This window comes from Streptomyces blattellae, assembly GCF_009709555.1.
GTDB lineage: Bacteria > Actinomycetota > Actinomycetes > Streptomycetales > Streptomycetaceae > Streptomyces > Streptomyces blattellae.
The window spans coordinates 1-18,124 of record NZ_WJBG01000216.1; the positions used below are offsets into that span (position 1 = coordinate 1).

Genomic DNA, 18,124 nt, shown 5'->3' on the forward strand with positions numbered 1-18,124 from the left:
GCCTAATGGGAGCTGCCGGGTCGGAGAGACTCGGTGCCGTAGCCGCCAGCAGGTGAGCACTTATGTCGCCGGAACCACTGTGAGTTCTGTGGTCAGACCGTGCCCCTGCTGGTTGGCCGGAAGGCCATGACCGCTGATGGGGTGGCGTGCCCGCCGAGCTGAGCGTGAGCACTGGATCCATTAGGCCGCGTGCCGTGTCTTCCGCGGGCTGCATGACCGGGAAGTACCTGACCTGGAGGATGAGTTGCTGCTGATCGGCGACGACTGGGCCGAGGACCACCACGATGTCGAAGTCCAGGACACCACCGGCCGCCGCCTCGCGACCGCAAGGTTGCCCGAGGGCGCGGACGGTATCACCAAGCTCCACGAGCTTGTGGCGAAGCATGCGGGTGAGGACCTCGTCCCCTGCGACGTGATCGTCGGGATCGAGACGGACCGCGGCACCTGGGTGCAGGCCCTGCTTGCGGCCGGCTACCGGGTCTACGCGATCAACCCTCGGCAGGTCGCCCGGTTCAAGGAGCGGTACAGCACCTCCGGCGCCAAGAGCGACAGAGGCGACGCCCACGCGCTGGCCGACATGGTCCGCATCGACCGCGACCAGCTGCGGCCCATCGCCGGCGACAGCGACCAGGCCCAGGCCGTCAAGGTCGTCGCCCGCGCCCACCAGACCCTGATCTGGGAACGCACCCGCACCTTCCAACGACTGCGCAACACGCTGCGCGAGTACTTCCCCGCAGCCCTGAACGCCTACGCGAGCCTGGAGCTGACCAGCACCGACGCGCTGGAACTGCTCATCAAGGCGCCCACCCCCCAGGCGGCGGCCAGGCTCACCCGCATCCAGATCACCGCCATCTTGGCCCGCGCCCGACGCCACAACCGGGACCAGAAGGCCGGGGCCATCCAGGCCGCCTTGCGCGAGAAGCACCTGGAACTGCCCGAGCCGGTGGCCGCCGCCTACGGGGCCACCACGACCGCCCATGCTCGTCTCCTGATCGCCCTCAACGAACAGATAGCCGCGATGGAAGAGCAGGTGAAGGCGCATTTTCTCGCGCACCCGGACGCTGAGATCTACCTCTCCATGCCCGGCATCGGAGAGATCACCGGCGCCCGGGTGCTCGCCGAGTTCGGGGACGATCCCACCCGTTACAGCTCCGCCAAGGCCCGCAAGAACTACGCCGGAACCAGCCCCGTTACCCGGGCCTCCGGCAAGAGCCACACCGTCCAGGCCCGCTACGTGCGCAACAACCGGCTCGCCGACGCGCTTCAGCGCCAGGCGTTCTCCGCCCTGCGGGCCTCACCCGGCGCCCGCCGGTACTACGACAAGCAGCGAGCCCGCGAGGCCGGCTACAACTCTGCCCTCCGCCAGGTCGGCAACAGGCTCGTCGGCATCCTCCACGGATGCCTCAAGACCCGCACCCTCTACGACGAAGCAACCGCCTGGTCGCACCACGCACAACCCCATACCGCTTGACACCAAACGACATGGGGTGTCTGACCAGGGCCAGGCCGATACCACGTCCGTGCGGACGGTGGTCCGAGGGTTTGGTGGACCAGCCGTCGGTGAACACCAGCTCGCGCATCTCCGGCGGTATGCCCGGCCCGGTATCGGCCACGCGCAGGACGGCGGTGGTGCCCTCGGCCCGCAGCTCCACCTCGATGAAGGGGTTGGAGGGCCGGTGCCCGGCCACCGCGTCCACGGCGTTGTCGATGAGGTTGCCCAGGACGGTGACCAGCTCCCGCGGATCGACCACCCGGTCGGCCAGCCGCGTGACGGGGGACAGCCGCAGCGGTACGCCGCGTTCGGCGGCGACGGCGGACTTGCCGACCAGCAGCGCCGACAGCAGCGGGTCCCGGACGCGCTCGGCGATCTGCTCGGCGGACGACCGGCGGGTGTGGGCGACATCGGCGATGAGCTGGGCGGCCCGGTCGTAGCGGCCGATCTCGATCAGCCCGAGGAGGGTGTGCAGACGGTTGGCGTGTTCGTGGCCCTGGGCGCGCAGCGCGTCCAGCAGCCCCTGCGTGCTGTCCAGTTCGCGGCCGAGGAGTTCCAGTTCGGTGCGGTCGCGCAGCGTCACCACCGTCCCGCCGTCCCGGGTCGGCATGCGGTTGGCGATCAGTACCCGGCCGCCGCTGACGGTCAGCAGGTCGGCCCCGGCGACGCGTCCGGCCAGCACGTCCGCCGTTCGGCCCGGGGGCAGCGCCTGGTCCGGGGTGTGGCCGGTGGCGTCCGTGTCGAGGTTCAGCAGTCTCCTGGCCTCGTCGTTGACCAGGCGGATCCTGCCGCGCCGGTCGCAGGCGACGACGCCCTCCCGGACGCCGTGCAGCATGGCCTCGCGCTCGTCGAGGAGGGCGGAGATGTCAGCGAACGCGACTCCGTGGGTGCGGCGGCGCAGGCTGAGGGAGACCAGGAGAACGGCCAGGACGCCGACGGCGAGCGCGGCGCCCGCGTACAGCATCATCCCGGGAACCGCGCCGAAGAGCTGGTCGCGCACGCTGCCGTAGGCGATGCCGACCGAGACCGCCCCCACGATGCCGCCCTGGTCGTCGAGCAGCGGCACCTTGGCGCGGGCGGAGCGGCCGAGCGTTCCGGTGTCGATCTCCATGACCTCGTGGCCGGCGAGCGCGCGATCGGGATCCGTGGAGACGTGGTAGCCGATCCGGGCCGGGTTGGTGTGCGACCAGCGCACGCCGTGGGTGTCCATCACGACGACGTACAGCGCCCCGGTGGCCCGGCGTATGCGTTCGGCCTTCTGCTGCACCGGCCCCGACGAACTCGGCTCGGTGGCGACGAGATCGCGTGCGATGTCCGGCTGGGCGGCGGTCTGGGCGATGGCGAGCGCACGACGCATCGCCTGGTCGTCGAGGTGGGAGCCGAACGGGGCGAGGAAGAGTCCGGTGGCGAGAATTGTCACACCCGTGGTGATGGCCAGCTGCACGGCCAGCACCTGGGCGAAAACACGCCGGGGCCGGGGAATCCGCACGTGCCTACCTCATCTTTCCTGGTCACCCGACGTCACCCGCCACCGCCCGCCATCGCCCGACGACTCATGGGATTGATTCATGCGATTGACGCGGTTGTGAACGAAAGGTAAGCGCCCGAGGGGCCGCTGCCCAGTCCTGTGGCGTGTTTTCGTCGCCATACCGTTGGCACAACGAGCAAAACGCCGCTTGTGCGCAGAAGAGCGGGTTGCGCCCACAAGACTCCCGGTGTGGCTCCGGTCACTCCTAACCTCCCGGCAACAAGTGCCAGCGGGCACGTTCGAGGAGGAGAACCATGGCCAGAACCCACCACCCCGCGACCGCGCTCGCCCTGGCGCTCGCGCTCGGCGGCGCGCTGACCGCCTGCGGAGGCGGCAGTGACACGCCCAAGGTGGCGGAGAACAAGATCGCGACGGGCGCGGTGCCCGCCTACTACCCCGAGGACTACGACGCCCTGATCGAGGAGGCCAAGAAGGAGGGCGGCAAGCTGACCGTCTACTCCAACCTCGGCGACGAGAACATGGCCCCCATCGTCCGCGACTTCAAGAAGAAGTACGACTGGATCAAGACCGTCTCGATCAACGAGCTCGACAGCGACGAGCTGTTCCAGAAGGTCCTCTCGGAGAACGCGTCCGGCTCCTCCCCGGCGGACGTGCTGATCTCCAGCGCGGCGAGCGCCTGGGCGGACTTCTCCGGGCGCGGGGACACGGTCCTGGAGTACAAGTCCCCGGAGCTCTCCGAACTCGGCGAATCCGCGGAGCTGCTGCCCAGCGTCTACTCGATGTCGCAGGACCCGATGACGATCGCCTACAACACCTCCCTGATGGAGCAGGCCCCGACCGGCATCGCCGACCTGGCCGAGATCGTCAGCGCGGACGAGGGCAAGTTCAAGGACAAGGTCACGGTCCGCGACCCGGAGGGCTCGTTCGGCTTCACGATCACCCGTGCCCTCACCGAGGGCAGCCCCGGCGCGTGGGACTCGCTGAAGACGATCCTCCCGCTGACCCGCCCCGAGACCTCCTCCGGCACCCAGTTGGAGAAGATCGTCGCCGGTGAGTACACGGCCGGCTTCCTGATCAGCGCCTCGCCCGCGTACCCGGTCGTCGAGGACAGCGCCGGACTGGTGAAGATCGTCTTCCCCGAGGACGGCACCGTGGTCCTGCCCCGCGGCCTCGGCGTCGCCGCCGAGGCGCCGCACCCGGCGACCTCGAAGCTCTTCCTGGACTTCGCGCTCTCTGAGGAAGGCCAGCGCGCGGTCGCCGAGGGCGGACTGTCGTCCTACCGGGAGGGCGTCGAGGGCGAGGGCCTGCACACCTACCAGGAGGTCGTCGACGCGGTCGGCGAGGACAAGATCATCCACGTCGACTACGAGGCCGTCGCGAAGAACGACGCCGACGCCTGGCTCGACCGGTTCAACGGACTCCTCAAGAAGTAGGCACCCCTGAAGGGACGATCGGAGCCAGAGCAGATGTCAACCCTGACCCAGCCGCCCCGCACGCCGGCCGGCGAGCATGAGAAAACGTTCAAGCCGCCGCGTTACCGCCGTCCCCTCGGCATCGGGCGGGACCAGGTCGTCCAGTACGGGGTACTGGCGTTCCTCGCCGTCCTGGTACTGGCCCCGATCGTCCCGACCCTCTACCAGAGCGTGCGCAACCGCCCGCTCTACGAAGCGGGCGGCGCCTTCACCCTCAGTGGCTACACCAGGCTCTTCACCGACGCCGGCTTCGGCGACGTAGCGCTCAACACGCTGCTGTTCGCCGGGCTCACCACGCTGCTGAGCCTGGCCATCGCCATCCCGATGGCGATCGTGGTGGTCCGCACCAAGCTGCCGGGCGGCCGGCTGATCGCCCTGGCGATGCAGTGGCCGTTCTTCATCTCCTCGCTGATCCTGGGCTTCGGCTGGATCATCATGTACGGCCCGGCCGGGTTCGTCAGCATCCAGATCCAGCAGGTCTTCGGCGGCGTGCCGTGGAACCTCTACTCGATTCCCGGGATGGCGCTCACGGAGGCCGTGGCACTCGCCCCGATCGCCTACGTGTTCTGCGCGGGCGCGCTGCGCCAGTCGGACGCCTCCCTGGAGTCGGCGGCCCAGGTCTGCGGCGCGGGACCGCTGCGGATCCTGATGCAGGTGGTCGTACCGCTGTTGCGACCGCCCATCGTCTACAGCGCCATCCTGGTGTTCTCCGTCTCGCTGGAGACCCTGAGCGTGCCGCTGCTGTACGGCCAGCCGGTGGACATCGATGTGTTCTCGACGTTCCTGTACCACAACGGCCTGCAGTCGGTGGACCCCGACTACACGATGCTGGGCGCGGCCTCCACGATCATCCTGTTCGTCACGCTGAGCCTGGTCGCGGTGCAGGCCAAGCTGCTCAAGGACGCCGCCCGCTTCGTCTCCGTACGCGGCAAGGTGACCCGCCCCCGCAAGCTGGACCTCGGCTGGCTGAAGTGGGTGAGCATCGTGTGCATCTGGTTGTACGTCATCGCCGGCGCCCTCATCCCGATCCTCGGGCTGGTCCTCCGCTCCTTCACGCTGATATTCACCCCGCTCCAGTCGCCGCTGAAGACGGTCACCACAAAGAACTACGAGATCGTCTTCGGCTCCGACAACTACGTGCAGTCCCTCTGGAACAGCCTCATCGTCGCCGGGATCGGCTCGGTGACGATCAGCGCCATCGCGGTGCTCGCGGTGATGGTCGCCCGCCGCTCCACCTTCCGTTTCGGCCGGGCCGTGGAGTACCTCGCGCTGATCCCGCAGTCGCTGCCCGGCATCATCATCGGTATCGGCTTCTTCTGGGCCTTCGCGCTCGCCCCGTTCGGCATCGGCTCAGTGCTGCAGGGCACCGTCTACGCCGTCATCATCGCCTTCGGCATGCGCGCTCTGCCCAGTGCGTTCGGCTCCATCGCCCCGGCGATCATGCAGATCGGCGGCGAGCTGGACAACGCGGCCCGGGTCTCCGGCGCCGACTGGGTGATGACGTTCTTCCGCGTCCTGCGGGCCCTCGTCACCCCGGCGTTCGCCGGAGCGCTGGTCCTCACCTTCGTGATCATGCTCAAGGAATACTCCCCGGCCGTGTTCCTCAGCTCCGCGGACAACAACATCCTCGGCACCACCATGCTCAGCCTCTGGACCCAGGGCCGGGCCGGATCCGTCGCCGCTCTGGCGACCCTCCAGATCGCCATCACCGCGGTCTTCGTCGCACTCGCGGGCCTGCTCATGAAGGGAAAGCACCATGCCTGAGGTGACCGTGAAGAACCTGGCCAAGACGTTCGGGGACAACTCCGTCCTCCGCGATGTCACCTTCACCATCAAGGACGGCGAGTTCTTCACCCTCCTGGGAGCCAGCGGCTGCGGCAAGTCCACCACGCTCAACTGCGTAGCCGGACTCGAACAGCCCACCGAGGGCTCCATCACCGTCGGTGGAAGGCCCTTCGTCGACACCTCGGCCGGAGTGTTCCTGCCGCCCGAGGAACGCAACCTCGGCATGGTCTTCCAGTCGTACGCGCTGTGGCCGCACATGACCATCGCGAAGAACCTCGCGCTGCCCCTCACCATCCGCAAGGTCCCCAAGGAGAAACAGAAGACCCTGATCCACGACGCGCTCGACAAGGTCGGCCTCACCGAGCTGAAGAACCGCTACCCGCACCAGCTCTCCGGCGGCCAGCAGCAGCGCGTCGCCCTGGCCCGGGCCCTGGTCTACTCTCCCACGGTCCTGCTCCTCGACGAGCCGCTGTCCAACCTCGACGCCAAGCTCCGCGAGCAGGCCCGCGCCTGGCTCAAGCGCCTCCAGGAGGAGCTGGGCATCACCACCGTCTATGTCACCCACGACCAGGAGGAGGCCCTCGCCCTCAGTGACCGGATCGCGGTCATGGAGGGCGGCAACATGATCCAGATCGGCACGCCGTCCGAGATCTACGAGCGTCCCGCCGCCCCCGCGGTGGCCGCCTTCGTCGGCCGCTGCAACTTCCTCGCCGGCCGGGTGGTCGGGCAGCAGGGCAAGCGGTACAGCATCCTCCTCGACTGCAGCGCCGACGTGGTGCAGGTCGACAGCGACGAAAAGCTCCCGGGCGGCGACTCCGTCACGGTGGCGATCCGTCCGGAGCGCCTGGAGGTCGTCCCGCAGCCCGGTACGGCCTCCGGCACCAACCATCTGAAGGCCCACGTCCTCACCAGCTCCTACGTCGGCTCCCGCTACGAGTACGACGTCCGCCTCGGCGACCAGGTCGTCCAGGTCCTCAGCGGCCAGGGCGGACTGTCCGGGGAGGTGTCCCTCGTCTTCGAGCCCGCCCAGGCGCTCCTGTACGCGGACGAGGTCGAGCTCCCGGAAGAGCAGCGGGACCTGCTGACGGTCAGCCCCTGAGGCCCGCGCACCCCGGCCGACCGGCACATGACCGGCCCCGGGACGGTGCCCCACCCGGGTTCGTCCGGGGCGCCGTCCCGGGACACGGCGGCCCACCGCCCCGGGTGGGCGCGGGTGCCCCTCCACCCGGTGTCCTCCCCTGCCGGCGAGTCCGCGGCCGGCTCGCCGGACAGTGCCTGCCGACGAGCTGACGGTGCGCGACGATCCGGCGGCCTCCCCGACCGCCTTCCCCGTCAAGGCCGTCGGCCTGCCGGCGCGACCCCGGGCGGCGTATGCCCGAGGGGCGGAACTTGCGAGCGGACGCAGGAACGGCTGTGCCTGTGCGCCGGGCTGCCGGCCGCCGCCGGGCCCGACCGGCGCTCAGCGCTCCGCTGGAAGTCCGGTGCGTCGGCCGTGGGTCCGCCGTGGCTGGTCGCTCCCCCCGAATTCCCGACTTCGCTCGAACCCGGGGACCCCCATCGCGGCGGCAACCGCACCTCGACACAGCCCCGCGCCCCTTCGGGGCGAGCCGATACGCACCGGACTTCGACGGACCCGCTCAGCCAAGCCAGGCCTCGACCTTGTCCGGGTTCGCGTCGACCCACTTCTTCGCCGCCGCCTCCGGTGTCGTCTTGTCGAGCGCGATGTACTTGGCGACGGTGTTCTGGTCGTCGTTGGTCCAGGGACACCGTCTGGCAGACCTTGATCAGCTCCGACAGCTCGTACGTCGGTGGGGTGCTCGGGCCGGTGCTGGTGTTCGGCTTCGGCATGGGGCTGAACTTCGTCACCCTGACGGTGACCGCGGTGTCCGGTGTCGCCCAGCACGAGGCGGGTGCGGCGTCCGGACTGCTCAACGCCACGCGACAGGTGGGCGGTTCGCTGGGCCTGTCCATCCTGACGACGGTGTTCGGCTCGGCCAGCAAGGACGAGACGGAGAAACAACTGCCGAAGTTCATGGCCGACGGTTCGGCCGAGCAGAAGGCCGAGTTCGCCAAGACTCAGCGGTTGCCCGCGCCCTGGGGGCACGACGTACTCACCCACGGCATTTCGATGGGCTTCGTCGCGGCAGCGGCGACGGCCATGGCGCCGACCACGGCCTCACGGTGCTGGTGTGTGGGGTATGCGGAGATCTCGGCCTGGTGGGTCGCCTGCTCCGGATCGTCCGCGTACCAGGCGCCCAGGGGGGCGATCCGCATCGCTGCGCCGTTCCCCCAGGACCCCCGTCCGTTGAAGAGCGCAGCCGCGAGCTCGCGCCAGTCGCCGCCCTCACGGACCAGCCTCAGCAGACGGTTGACCGCCGGGCCGTAGCCGCGGTCGAAGTCGTGGTGCTCGGCGAAGGAGCCGGCAAGGGCGTCCTGGTCGATGCGGCGGTGACCGGCGAGGACTGCCACGACGGAGCACGCCATCTCCGTGTCGTCCGTCCATTGCCAGGGAGCCTGTGGCAGCTCACGGCGCTTCAGGAGCGGGTAGTTCACCGGCACGAAGAACTGCGAGCCCAGGGCATCCCCGACCGCGAGTCCGCGCAGGCTCGCCAGGGCGCGGTCCAGGCGCCCGGCGAGAGCGGAGTCAGCGGTCATCGCTCTGCCACTCCATCCCGGTGATCCCGTACGGTTCCGGATCTCGCCAGCGCTCGAACGGCCGGTCGAGCGAGTACTTGCCGTCCTCTCCGAGAACGAGCATCCGCATCTCCGCGTTCCCCGGGTTCGACAGCGACTCGAATTCCGCGACCGTCCAGTGGAACCAGCGCATGCAGAACAGCCGCAACGCGAGGCCGTGGGTGACCAGCAGAACGTTCGGCGGATGGTCCGGGGCCTCGAAGCTGCGGTACAGGCTCTCCAGGAAGCCGCCGACCCGGTCGTACACATCGGCCCCGGACTCGCCCTGGGCGAAGCGGTAGAAGAAGTGACCGTACGCGTCCCGATAGGCCTTCTGAAGTTGTACGTCGTCCCGGTCCTGCCAGTTGCCCCAGTCCTGTTCGCGCAGCCGGGGTTCCTCACGCACGCGGACGAGCTCGGGGTCGAGGTGGAAGGCGCGGAACGTCTCGTGCGTACGGCGGTACGGGGAGACGTACACGCTGATGCGCTCACGGCCGAACACCTCGCGCAGCCGCTTTCCCGTCTCCTCGGCCTGCCGCCAGCCCCGCTCGGTCAGTGCCAGGGCGTGGTCGGGCTCGCGTTCGTACACGGTGTCATCAACATTGCCGGTTGACTCACCATGCCGGACAAGGACGATGCGCCGTGGTCGTGCCATGCCAAAACCCTAGATCGAGTGACGGCTCATCGAGCACTCGTACGGGCTCCATACAGCGTAGGTCACACAATTCTTGCAACACAGGCCCCATAGGGCACACGAATCATTGGGCCCGGATATCAAACTATCCAGGCCGGTTCCAACCCCACGATGTCACCTCTCAGGGCTGCGACGTCCGCCTCGGTCTGGGCACGCAGGGCGAGCCGCTCCACCCGCTCGGTGCGGTATTTGCCGTGTTCGGCGGCCGACTGCCACATCGACAGCACGAGGAACTCATTCCCGGGCGCCTCACCGAACAGCCCGCGGACCATGCCGGGCGAGCCGGCCATCGCGGGGTTCCACACCTTCTCCTGCATCAGCATGAAGTGCTCGGCGCGGTCCTCATGGACGCGGCAGTGGGCGACCCGGAGCAGATCGGCGTCCGTGAAACGCGGCTCGAAGCCGGTCTTCACGTCGAAGCGATAGTCGAACAGCCTGACCTGAGCGTCCTTGAACGTGCCCGACTGGGCCGCCGCGAGCCGGTCGTGGGAACGGGCCATGAAGGAGTCGTAGAAGGCACGGCTCTCCCAGAAGGCGAAGATGTGCGCGACGGAGGGCCGCCCCCGACTCCAGCCTCCGCCCTGCCCTCGAAACCCCGGCTCCCCCAGAAGCCCCGCCCACTTTCGCTGCCCCCGCTCGAAGCCGCGGCGGTCCACCACGGTGCAGCGAATCCACTTGACCAGCACCGCGCCATCGTAAGGCCACGGAGCGTGGCCTCGGTCACGCTCGTGCGGACCACATCCGCGCACCTGTGCACGCGCGCGTGGCACGATGGACAACCAACCATGACTGTCCGGCAGTTGGGGCAGGTCCGTACGGGGAAGGGGACGTCTGGTGAACGGGCTCAGCAAGGGCATTCGGAAGGCCGAGGTCGCACTGAAGTGGGACCCGAGTCCGGCAGGGCAACCGCCCACGGATATGGACCTCGTGGCCGCGACCTACCTGGCGAGCGATCCACACGGCGATCCCGCCTACACGGTGTACTTCGGCAGCCGCTCTCCCGACGGCACCATCACGCTCAACCGGGACAGCGCGGACGGCAAGGGCTTCGGCTGGGACGAGGTCATGACCCTGGAGCTCGACCGGCTCGACAGCCGGTACGCGCGCGTGGTCGTCGGCGTGGTCATCCAACAGCGCCCCGCACACCGGACCTTCGTCAGCGTGCTCAAGCCGAACCTGCGCATCAGCGAGGGCTATGACGTCCTGGCCCAGGACGACTTCGGCGGTGTGCTGGCGGCGACAGCGGCAGCAGTCGCCGAGTTCGTGCGCGGAGAATCGGGCGCATGGGACTTCCATGCAGGAATCCATGGCTTCGAGGACGACCCGGCCACTTTCACCCGCGTCATGGGCAACCACTGGTCCTGATCAGCCCGAAGGGGCGCCGCACAGGGTCGGCGCCCCTTCGTTTCAGGGCCTGCCCGCCACCTGGGGTCAGCTGCAGCCGCTGGTCGAGCCGCAGCCCTCGCAGATGTAGCAGGAGCCGGCCCGCTGCATCTTCGTACCGCAGGAGAAGCACAGCGGGGCGTCGGCCTGGATGCCCAGCTGCATCTCCACCAGTTCAGCGCTGGTGTGGGCCTGCTGCGGGGCGGGCTTGGCCGCCTCGATGTCGGCCTTGGGCGTGGCGACGGCCTTCAGTTCCTGGGCGCGCGGCGCCGACTGGGCCAGGCCCTCGACGTCGACCTCGTCGTCGGACGGCTCGTACGAACCGGTCTCCAGATGACGCTGGCGCTCCTCGGCGGAGTGGATGCCGAGCGCGGAACGCGTCTCGAAGGGCAGGAAGTCCAGCGCCAGGCGGCGGAAGATGTAGTCGACGATCGACTGGGCCATCCGCACGTCCGGGTCGTCCGTCATACCCGCCGGCTCGAAGCGCATGTTCGTGAACTTCGAGACGTACGTCTCCAGCGGCACTCCGTACTGCAGACCCACCGAGACGGCGATCGAGAAGGCGTCCATCATGCCCGCGAGGGTGGAACCCTGCTTGGACATCTTCAGGAAGACCTCGCCGAGACCGTCGTCCGGGTAGGAGTTGGCGGTCATGTAGCCCTCGGCGCCGCCGACGGTGAAGGAGGTCGTGATGCCGGGCCGGCCCTTCGGGAGGCGCTTGCGAACCGGGCGGTACTCGACCACCTTCTCGACCGCGGTACGGATCGTGTCCTCGGTCTTCTCGGTGATCTCGGCCTTCTCCTTCTCCTTGGTCTTCGCGGAGAGCGGCTGGCCGACCTTGCAGTTGTCGCGGTAGATCGCGAGCGCCTTGACGCCCATCTTCCAGGCCTCGAAGTAGATCTCCTCGACCTCCTCCACGGTCGCCGACTCCGGCATGTTGACCGTCTTGGACAGGGCGCCGGAGATCCACGGCTGGATCGCGGCCATCATGCGGACGTGACCCATCGCGGAGATGGCGCGCTCGCCCATGGCGCAGTCGAACACCTCGTAGTGCTCGTGCTTGAGGCCCGGGGCGTCGACGACATTGCCGTGATCGGCGATGTGGGCGACGATCGCCTCGATCTGCTCCTCCTGGTAGCCCAGGCGGCGCAGGGCCTGCGGGACGGTGCCGTTGACGATCTGCATCGAGCCGCCGCCGACCAGCTTCTTGAACTTGACCAGGGCGAGGTCGGGCTCAAGGCCGGTGGTGTCGCAGGACATCGCCAGGCCGATGGTGCCGGTCGGCGCGATGACGGATGCCTGAGAGTTACGGAAACCGTTCTTCTCGCCGAGACGCAGCACGTCCTGCCAGGCCTCCGTGGCGGCTGCCCAGACCGGCGTGTCCAGGTCGTCCATGCGGACGGCCTTCGCGTTGGCGTCGGAGTGCTGCTCCATGACCCGCAGGTGCGGCTGCGCGTTGCGGGCGTAGCCGTCGTACGGGCCGACGACCGCGGCGAGTTCGGCGGAGCGCTTGTACGACGTGCCGGTCATCAGGGAGGTGATGGCGCCGGCCAGGGCGCGGCCGCCGTCCGAGTCGTACGCGTGGCCGGTCGCCATCAGCAGCGCGCCGAGGTTGGCGTAGCCGATGCCGAGCTGGCGGAACGCGCGCGTGTTCTCACCGATCTTCCGGGTCGGGAAGTCGGCGAAGGAGATGGAGATGTCCATCGCGGTGATGACCAGTTCGACGACCTTGGCGAAGCGCTCGGCCGCAAAGGACTGGTTGCCCTTGCCGTCGTCCTTGAGGAACTTCATCAGGTTCAGCGAGGCGAGGTTGCAGGACGTGTTGTCCAGGTGCATGTACTCGCTGCAGGGGTTCGAGCCGTTGATGCGGCCGGACTCCGGGCAGGTGTGCCAGTGGTTGATGGTGTCGTCGTACTGAATGCCGGGGTCGGCGCAGGCCCAGGCGGCCTCGGCCATCTTGCGGAAGAGGGCCTTGGCGTCCACCTCCTGGATGACCTCACCGGTCATCCGCGCGCGGAGGCCGAACTTGTCGCCGTTCTCCACGGCCTTCATGAACTCGTCGTTCACGCGGACCGAGTTGTTGGCGTTCTGATACTGGACGGAGGTGATGTCCTCGCCGCCGAGGTCCATGTCGAAGCCCGCGTCACGCAGGGCGCGGATCTTCTCCTCCTCCTTCACCTTGGTCTCGATGAAGTCCTCGATGTCGGGGTGGTCGACGTCGAGGATGACCATCTTGGCGGCGCGGCGGGTGGCGCCGCCCGACTTGATCGTCCCTGCGGAGGCGTCGGCGCCGCGCATGAAGGAGACCGGGCCGGAGGCGTTGCCACCGGAGGACAGCAGTTCCTTGGAGGAGCGGATGCGGGAGAGGTTCAGGCCGGCGCCGGAGCCGCCCTTGAAGATCATGCCCTCTTCCTTGTACCAGTCGAGGATCGACTCCATGGAGTCGTCGACGGACAGGATGAAGCAGGCGGAGACCTGCTGCGGCTGGGCGGTGCCGACGTTGAACCAGACGGGGCTGTTGAAGCTGAAGATCTGGTGCAGGAGGGCGTATGCCAGCTCGTGTTCGAAGATCTCGGCGTCGGCGGGCGAGGCGAAGTACTTGTAGTCCTCACCGGCCTTCCGGTACGTCTTCACGATGCGGTCGATCAGCTGCTTGAGGCCGGTCTCGCGCTGCGGGGTGCCGACGGCACCGCGGAAGTACTTGCTGGTGACGATGTTGACCGCGTTCACCGACCAGAAGTCGGGGAACTCCACGCCGCGCTGCTCGAAGTTGACCGAGCCGTCGCGCCAGTTGGTCATGACGACGTCACGGCGCTCCCAGGCCACCTCGTCGTACGGGTGTACGCCGGGGGTCGTGTGGATGCGCTCGATACGCAGGCCCTTGCTCGCCTTGGTGCCCTTGGCTCGGGAACCTCGTGCCGGACCGCTCGCCGTCTCTGTCATGCCGCCTCCCTGTACGGGCTAAAACGCCCTGAAGTGCCACGATGTTCCCGTGGCACGGTGTTCTGTCTGGTGTTGCGGGCACCTCTCGCTGCCGCCGCAACAGGTCTTCGCTCGCCGCCGACCGGCCGACCCGGAGCCCTGGGGCCCGGGTCCGGCCCGCCTGTCAGTCGGCGGCGTTGGCGGGCACGGGGACGTGAGTGGTCCCTCCGGGCCCGCGATCGTCTTCCTGGCCCCCCGCGCGCGCGTCTTCGTCGTCGGCGCCGGGGCGTGGCGTCTCTTCCCTGAGTTCCGCGATGGCGGCCTCGAAGTCCTCCAGCGAGTCGAACGCCCGGTAGACGGAGGCGAATCGCAGATAGGCGACGAGGTCGAGTTCCTGCAACGGGCCGAGTATGGCCAGCCCCACGTCATGGGTGGTCAGCTCGGCGCTTCCGGTGGCCCGCACCGCCTCCTCGACCCGCTGGCCGAGCTGGGCGAGCGCGTCCTCGGTGACAGGTCGTCCCTGGCATGCCTTGCGCACGCCGTTGATGACCTTGGTACGGCTGAAAGGTTCGGTGACGCCGGAGCGCTTGACCACCATGAGCGAGCACGTCTCCACGGTCGTGAAACGACGGGAGCAGTCCGGACACTGGCGGCGCCTGCGGATCGACGTGCCGTCGTCGGTCGTACGGCTGTCGACGACGCGGCTGTCGGGGTGCCTGCAGAAGGGGCAGTGCATGATCTCCCAACCCTCCTCACAGCAGACTCAATAGCCTCGAAAGGCCACTCGGGCCCCTCGAAGCAGCCCCAAGCATAGGCGATGATCGCGGGACCGAAGACCCGGGGGACCACAACTTCTGGGCTGCTGCCGCAATCCAACCACTAGATGTGGGGATTGGCTCATACATGCACGCCATGCCCGCGTGTCGCACCCGCACGAGCCGTGCCGTACGGCAACACCGCCACGCCGGCACGCGTACGTGCACAGCCGTACCGCCGAGGCGCATGCGGGGATACCGTGGGCGCCGCAGGGAGAGGTCGTGCGACTCCCGCGCAGATGAGGGTCGGTTCCGTGTTGACCGGATGCCGGATGGCAGACTGGGGCAACGACTCAAGAGGTCGTTCCCCGGTGGCGAAGAGTGCACAATAGGCCGCTTTTGTCCGCCAGGTGTCGCGTTAGCTGTACACCCAGACACATGATCGCGGCAGGCGATTCGCGTTTTTTCACTCGAACGTGTGTTTGGCGCAACCTTTCGAAAGCAACTACCGTTGTCCAGCAGGGAGACCATCGAGAGGGGCCGACGTGACCACCACCGCAGACAGTGCCACCATCACTGCCCAGGACCGCCCCCAGGGCCGACCCGAGCCGGTGCATGCGATGAACGAAGCCACCAATCCCGAGGGGCACAAGCGCTCCCTGCCGGGCCGACCTCCAGGCATCCGGGCGGACAGCTCGGGCCTCACGGACCGGCAGCGCCGCGTCATCGAGGTGATCAGGGACTCCGTGCAGCGGCGCGGCTACCCGCCGTCGATGCGCGAGATCGGGCAGGCGGTCGGGCTTTCCAGCACATCCTCCGTCGCACACCAGCTGATGGCACTGGAGCGCAAGGGGTTCCTGCGCCGCGACCCGCACCGTCCGCGTGCGTACGAGGTGCGTGGCTCCGACCAGGCCACCTCCGTGCAGCCCACGGACACCGCGGGTAAGCCGGCCGCGTCGTACGTTCCGCTGGTCGGCCGTATCGCCGCGGGCGGCCCGATTCTCGCCGAGGAGTCGGTCGAGGACGTCTTCCCCCTCCCCCGCCAGCTGGTCGGTGACGGTGAGCTGTTCGTGCTGAAGGTGGTCGGCGACTCGATGATCGAGGCCGCGATCTGCGACGGCGACTGGGTCACGGTCCGCCGCCAGCCCGTCGCCGAGAACGGCGACATCGTGGCCGCCATGCTCGACGGCGAGGCCACCGTCAAGCGCTTCAAGCGCGAGGACGGCCACGTCTGGCTCCTCCCGCACAACTCGGCGTACGAGCCGATTCCAGGCGACGACGCCACCATCCTCGGCAAGGTGGTCGCTGTGCTGCGCCGCGTGTGACGGCTGCGGCGGGCGGGCCGAACAGGCCCGCCTTCTGACCGGGCCCCGGGACCCCTGCGCCGGTTCCGGGGCCCTGTGCTGTCCGGCTCCACCCCGACGGGGCGGAGCCGCTTCTCACCCCGCCTGATGCGCTGCCGCGTCGATGGCGGCCAGTGACTTCCGGACCTGGTTTCGGTCCGTGGTGTACCAGAAGTCGGGCAGTGACGCCTTCAGATAGCCGCCGTACCGCGCCGTGGCCAGCCGCTGATCCAGTACGGCCACCACGCCGCGGTCTCCCGACGCCCGTACCAGGCGGCCGGCGCCCTGGGCCATGAGCAGGGCCGCGTGCGTGGCGGCGACCGCCATGAAGCCGTTGCCGCCGGCGTCCTCCACCGCCTTCTGGCGGGCGCTCATCAGCGGATCGTCGGGACGCGGGAAGGGGATCTTGTCCATGACGACCAGCTGACAGCTCGGGCCGGGTACGTCGACGCCCTGCCACAGCGACAGCGTGCCGAAGAGGCACGTCTTGGGGTCGGCTCCGAAGTTCTTGATCAGCTCGCCGAGGGTCTCCTCGCCCTGGAGGAGGATCGGGAACTCGGGGATGCGGGAACGCAGTTCCTCGGCGGCCAGTTGAGCGGCCCGCATCGAGGAGAACAGCCCCAGCGTGCGCCCTCCGGCGGCCTGGATCAGTTCGGTCAGCTCGTCCAGCATGTCCGCGCGATCGCCGTCACGCGCGGGCCGCGACAGGTGCTTGGCGACGTACAGAATGCCCTGCTTGCGATAGTCGAAGGGCGAGCCGACGTCCACGCCCTTCCACTGCGGGGAGTCGTCGCTCTCCGTGCCCTCGGGGGCCAGCCCCAGGGAGGCGCCGACGCCGTTGAAGTCGCCGCCCAGCTTGAGAGTCGCGGAGGTCAGGACCACCGAGCGGTCGGTGAAGAGCTTCTCCCTGAGGAGACCCGATACGGACATCGGGGCGACGCGCAGGGAGGCGCCGAAGCGGTCGTGCCGCTCGTACCAGACGACGTCCCACTCGGAGCCGTTGGTGATCCGCTCCGCCACGTCGTGCACGGCCTCGACGGAGGCCAGGGCCTGTTTGCGAACCGCGTCCTCATCCTGGACGGACTTGTCGCGGGTCCCTCCGATCGCGGAGATGACGGTGCGGGCGGCGTCGCGCAGGGCCATGAGCGCATAGCCGAGATCCTCCGGGATCTCCTCCAGACGGCCCGGCAGGGCCAGCTCCATCAGCCGCTCGAAGCCCTCCGCGGCGGTCTGGAGCTGGTCGGCGGCCTTCTCGTTGACGAGCTTCGCGGCACGCCGCACCGCGCGGTTGACCTGGCCGGGGGTGAGCTCACCCGTGGCCACTCCAGTCACCCGGGAGACCAGCTCATGAGCCTCGTCGACGATCAGCACCTCGTGCTGCGGGAGGACCGGGGCGCCCTCGATGGCGTCGATCGCGAGCAGCGCGTGATTGGTGACGACGACCTCGGCGAGCTTGGCGCGCTCGCGGGCCATCTCGGCGAAGCATTCGGCGCCGTACGCGCACTTCGTGGCGCCCACGCACTCCCGCGAGGAGACCGACACCTGCGCCCAGGCGCGATCCGACACGCCGGGGGTGAGGTCGTCGCGGTCACCGGTCTCGGTGTCCTGGGACCAGTCGCGCAGCCTGAGCAGGTCCTGGCCCAGCTTGCTGGTGGGTGCGGCTGCCTCGAACTGGTCGAACAGTCCCTCTTCCTCGTCCTGCGGAACGCCTTCGTGGAGGCGGTGCAGACACAGGTAGTTCGACCTGCCCTTGAGCATCGCGAACTCCGGGCGGCGGCGCAGCAGGGGGTGCAAGGCCTCGACCGTGCGCGGCAGGTCCCGCTCCACGAGCTGGCGCTGCAGCGCCAGCGTGGCGGTCGCCACGACGACGCGGTCCCCGTGGGCGAGCGCGGGCACGAGATAGCCGAGCGACTTTCCCGTGCCGGTGCCGGCCTGGACCAGCAGATGGGAGCCGTCATCGATCGCCTCCGCGACGGATTCGGCCATGGTCACCTGACCGGGGCGCTCCGTACCGCCGACGGCAGTGACGGCAGCATGCAGGAGTTCGGGAAGTGAGGGCTTCGTCATAGCGCGTCCACCCTACGGCCCACCACTGACAAACGAGTGGTCAAGGCGG

The 18,124-nt window shown here is 68.8% G+C and carries 12 protein-coding genes and 3 pseudogenes; 7 read left to right on the forward strand and 8 right to left on the reverse strand.

Features of this window, described 5'->3' with window-relative positions; translation table 11 throughout:
- Positions 1 to 244: 244 nt before the first annotated feature.
- Positions 245 to 1,471, forward strand: a complete 1,227-nt coding sequence (locus GFH49_RS30205) for an IS110 family RNA-guided transposase (RefSeq protein WP_155053965.1) — start codon at positions 245 to 247, stop codon at positions 1,469 to 1,471.
- On the opposite strand, the gene GFH49_RS30210 is transcribed toward GFH49_RS30205, so the two are convergent.
- On the reverse strand, positions 1,404 to 2,981 hold the full coding sequence (locus tag GFH49_RS30210; protein WP_155059237.1) for a sensor histidine kinase: 1,578 nt from the start codon (positions 2,979 to 2,981) through the stop codon (positions 1,404 to 1,406). The two genes, GFH49_RS30205 and GFH49_RS30210, sit on opposite strands and share 68 nt — an antisense overlap.
- A 293-nt stretch (positions 2,982 to 3,274) precedes the next feature.
- On the opposite strand from GFH49_RS30210, the gene GFH49_RS30215 reads away from it, so the two are divergent.
- From GFH49_RS30215 to GFH49_RS30225, 3 genes are read left to right on the forward strand one after another with little or no spacing between them, the layout of a single operon-like run.
- Positions 3,275 to 4,414 carry an ABC transporter substrate-binding protein gene (locus GFH49_RS30215; protein ID WP_155059238.1) on the forward strand — a complete coding sequence of 380 codons (1,140 nt, stop codon included), beginning with the start codon at positions 3,275 to 3,277 and terminating at the stop codon, positions 4,412 to 4,414.
- Positions 4,415 to 4,447: 33 nt separating this feature from the next.
- A complete protein-coding gene (locus GFH49_RS30220; protein WP_155059239.1) occupies positions 4,448 to 6,217 on the forward strand; it encodes an ABC transporter permease in 1,770 nt (589 codons plus the stop codon).
- A complete protein-coding gene (locus GFH49_RS30225) occupies positions 6,210 to 7,337 on the forward strand; it encodes an ABC transporter ATP-binding protein (protein ID WP_155059240.1) in 1,128 nt (375 codons plus the stop codon). Before GFH49_RS30220 ends, GFH49_RS30225 begins: the two co-directional genes overlap by 8 nt.
- A 538-nt stretch (positions 7,338 to 7,875) precedes the next feature.
- On the opposite strand, the pseudogene GFH49_RS40570 reads toward GFH49_RS30225, so the two are convergent.
- Positions 7,876 to 7,998, reverse strand: a pseudogene (locus GFH49_RS40570) (glycine/betaine ABC transporter substrate-binding protein); the annotation flags it as partial.
- Positions 7,999 to 8,009: 11 nt separating this feature from the next.
- Between GFH49_RS40570 and GFH49_RS40575 the strand changes: the two are divergent.
- Positions 8,010 to 8,432 (forward strand): annotated as a pseudogene (locus GFH49_RS40575) (MFS transporter); the annotation flags it as partial.
- Here GFH49_RS40575 and GFH49_RS30235 read toward each other — a convergent pair.
- The 3 genes and pseudogenes from GFH49_RS30235 to GFH49_RS30245 form a co-directional block, all read right to left on the reverse strand.
- Positions 8,378 to 8,893, reverse strand: a pseudogene (locus GFH49_RS30235) (ADP-ribosylglycohydrolase family protein); the annotation flags it as partial. The pseudogenes GFH49_RS40575 and GFH49_RS30235 sit on opposite strands and share 55 nt — an antisense overlap.
- Positions 8,883 to 9,566, reverse strand: coding sequence for a histidine phosphatase family protein (locus GFH49_RS30240; protein WP_155059241.1), 684 nt, complete (start codon positions 9,564 to 9,566; stop codon positions 8,883 to 8,885). The pseudogene GFH49_RS30235 and the gene GFH49_RS30240, both read right to left, overlap by 11 nt.
- 119 nt (positions 9,567 to 9,685) lie before the next feature.
- Positions 9,686 to 10,291, reverse strand: coding sequence for a YdbC family protein (locus GFH49_RS30245; protein ID WP_155059242.1), 606 nt, complete (start codon positions 10,289 to 10,291; stop codon positions 9,686 to 9,688).
- 148 nt (positions 10,292 to 10,439) lie between these two features.
- Between GFH49_RS30245 and GFH49_RS30250 the strand changes: the two genes are divergently transcribed.
- Positions 10,440 to 10,970 (forward strand): TerD family protein, encoded by a 531-nt coding sequence (locus GFH49_RS30250; RefSeq protein ID WP_155059243.1) that lies wholly within the window; start codon positions 10,440 to 10,442, stop codon positions 10,968 to 10,970.
- A 66-nt stretch (positions 10,971 to 11,036) separates the two neighbouring features.
- Here GFH49_RS30250 and GFH49_RS30255 read toward each other — a convergent pair whose 3' ends face one another.
- Positions 11,037 to 13,931, reverse strand: a complete 2,895-nt coding sequence (locus GFH49_RS30255; protein ID WP_155059244.1) for a vitamin B12-dependent ribonucleotide reductase — start codon at positions 13,929 to 13,931, stop codon at positions 11,037 to 11,039.
- Between the two features lie 163 nt (positions 13,932 to 14,094).
- A complete protein-coding gene (gene nrdR, locus GFH49_RS30260; protein ID WP_155059245.1) occupies positions 14,095 to 14,646 on the reverse strand; it encodes a transcriptional regulator NrdR in 552 nt (183 codons plus the stop codon).
- Between the two features lie 564 nt (positions 14,647 to 15,210).
- Between nrdR and lexA the strand changes: the two genes are divergently transcribed.
- Positions 15,211 to 15,990 carry a transcriptional repressor LexA gene (gene lexA, locus GFH49_RS30265; protein WP_155059246.1) on the forward strand — a complete coding sequence of 260 codons (780 nt, stop codon included), beginning with the start codon at positions 15,211 to 15,213 and terminating at the stop codon, positions 15,988 to 15,990.
- Positions 15,991 to 16,104: 114 nt separating this feature from the next.
- Here the strand turns inward: lexA and GFH49_RS30270 are convergent, their stop codons facing one another.
- Positions 16,105 to 18,075: an ATP-dependent DNA helicase gene (locus tag GFH49_RS30270; protein WP_155059247.1), complete on the reverse strand. Its 1,971-nt coding sequence runs from the start codon at positions 18,073 to 18,075 to the stop codon at positions 16,105 to 16,107.
- Positions 18,076 to 18,124: the final 49 nt, after the last annotated feature.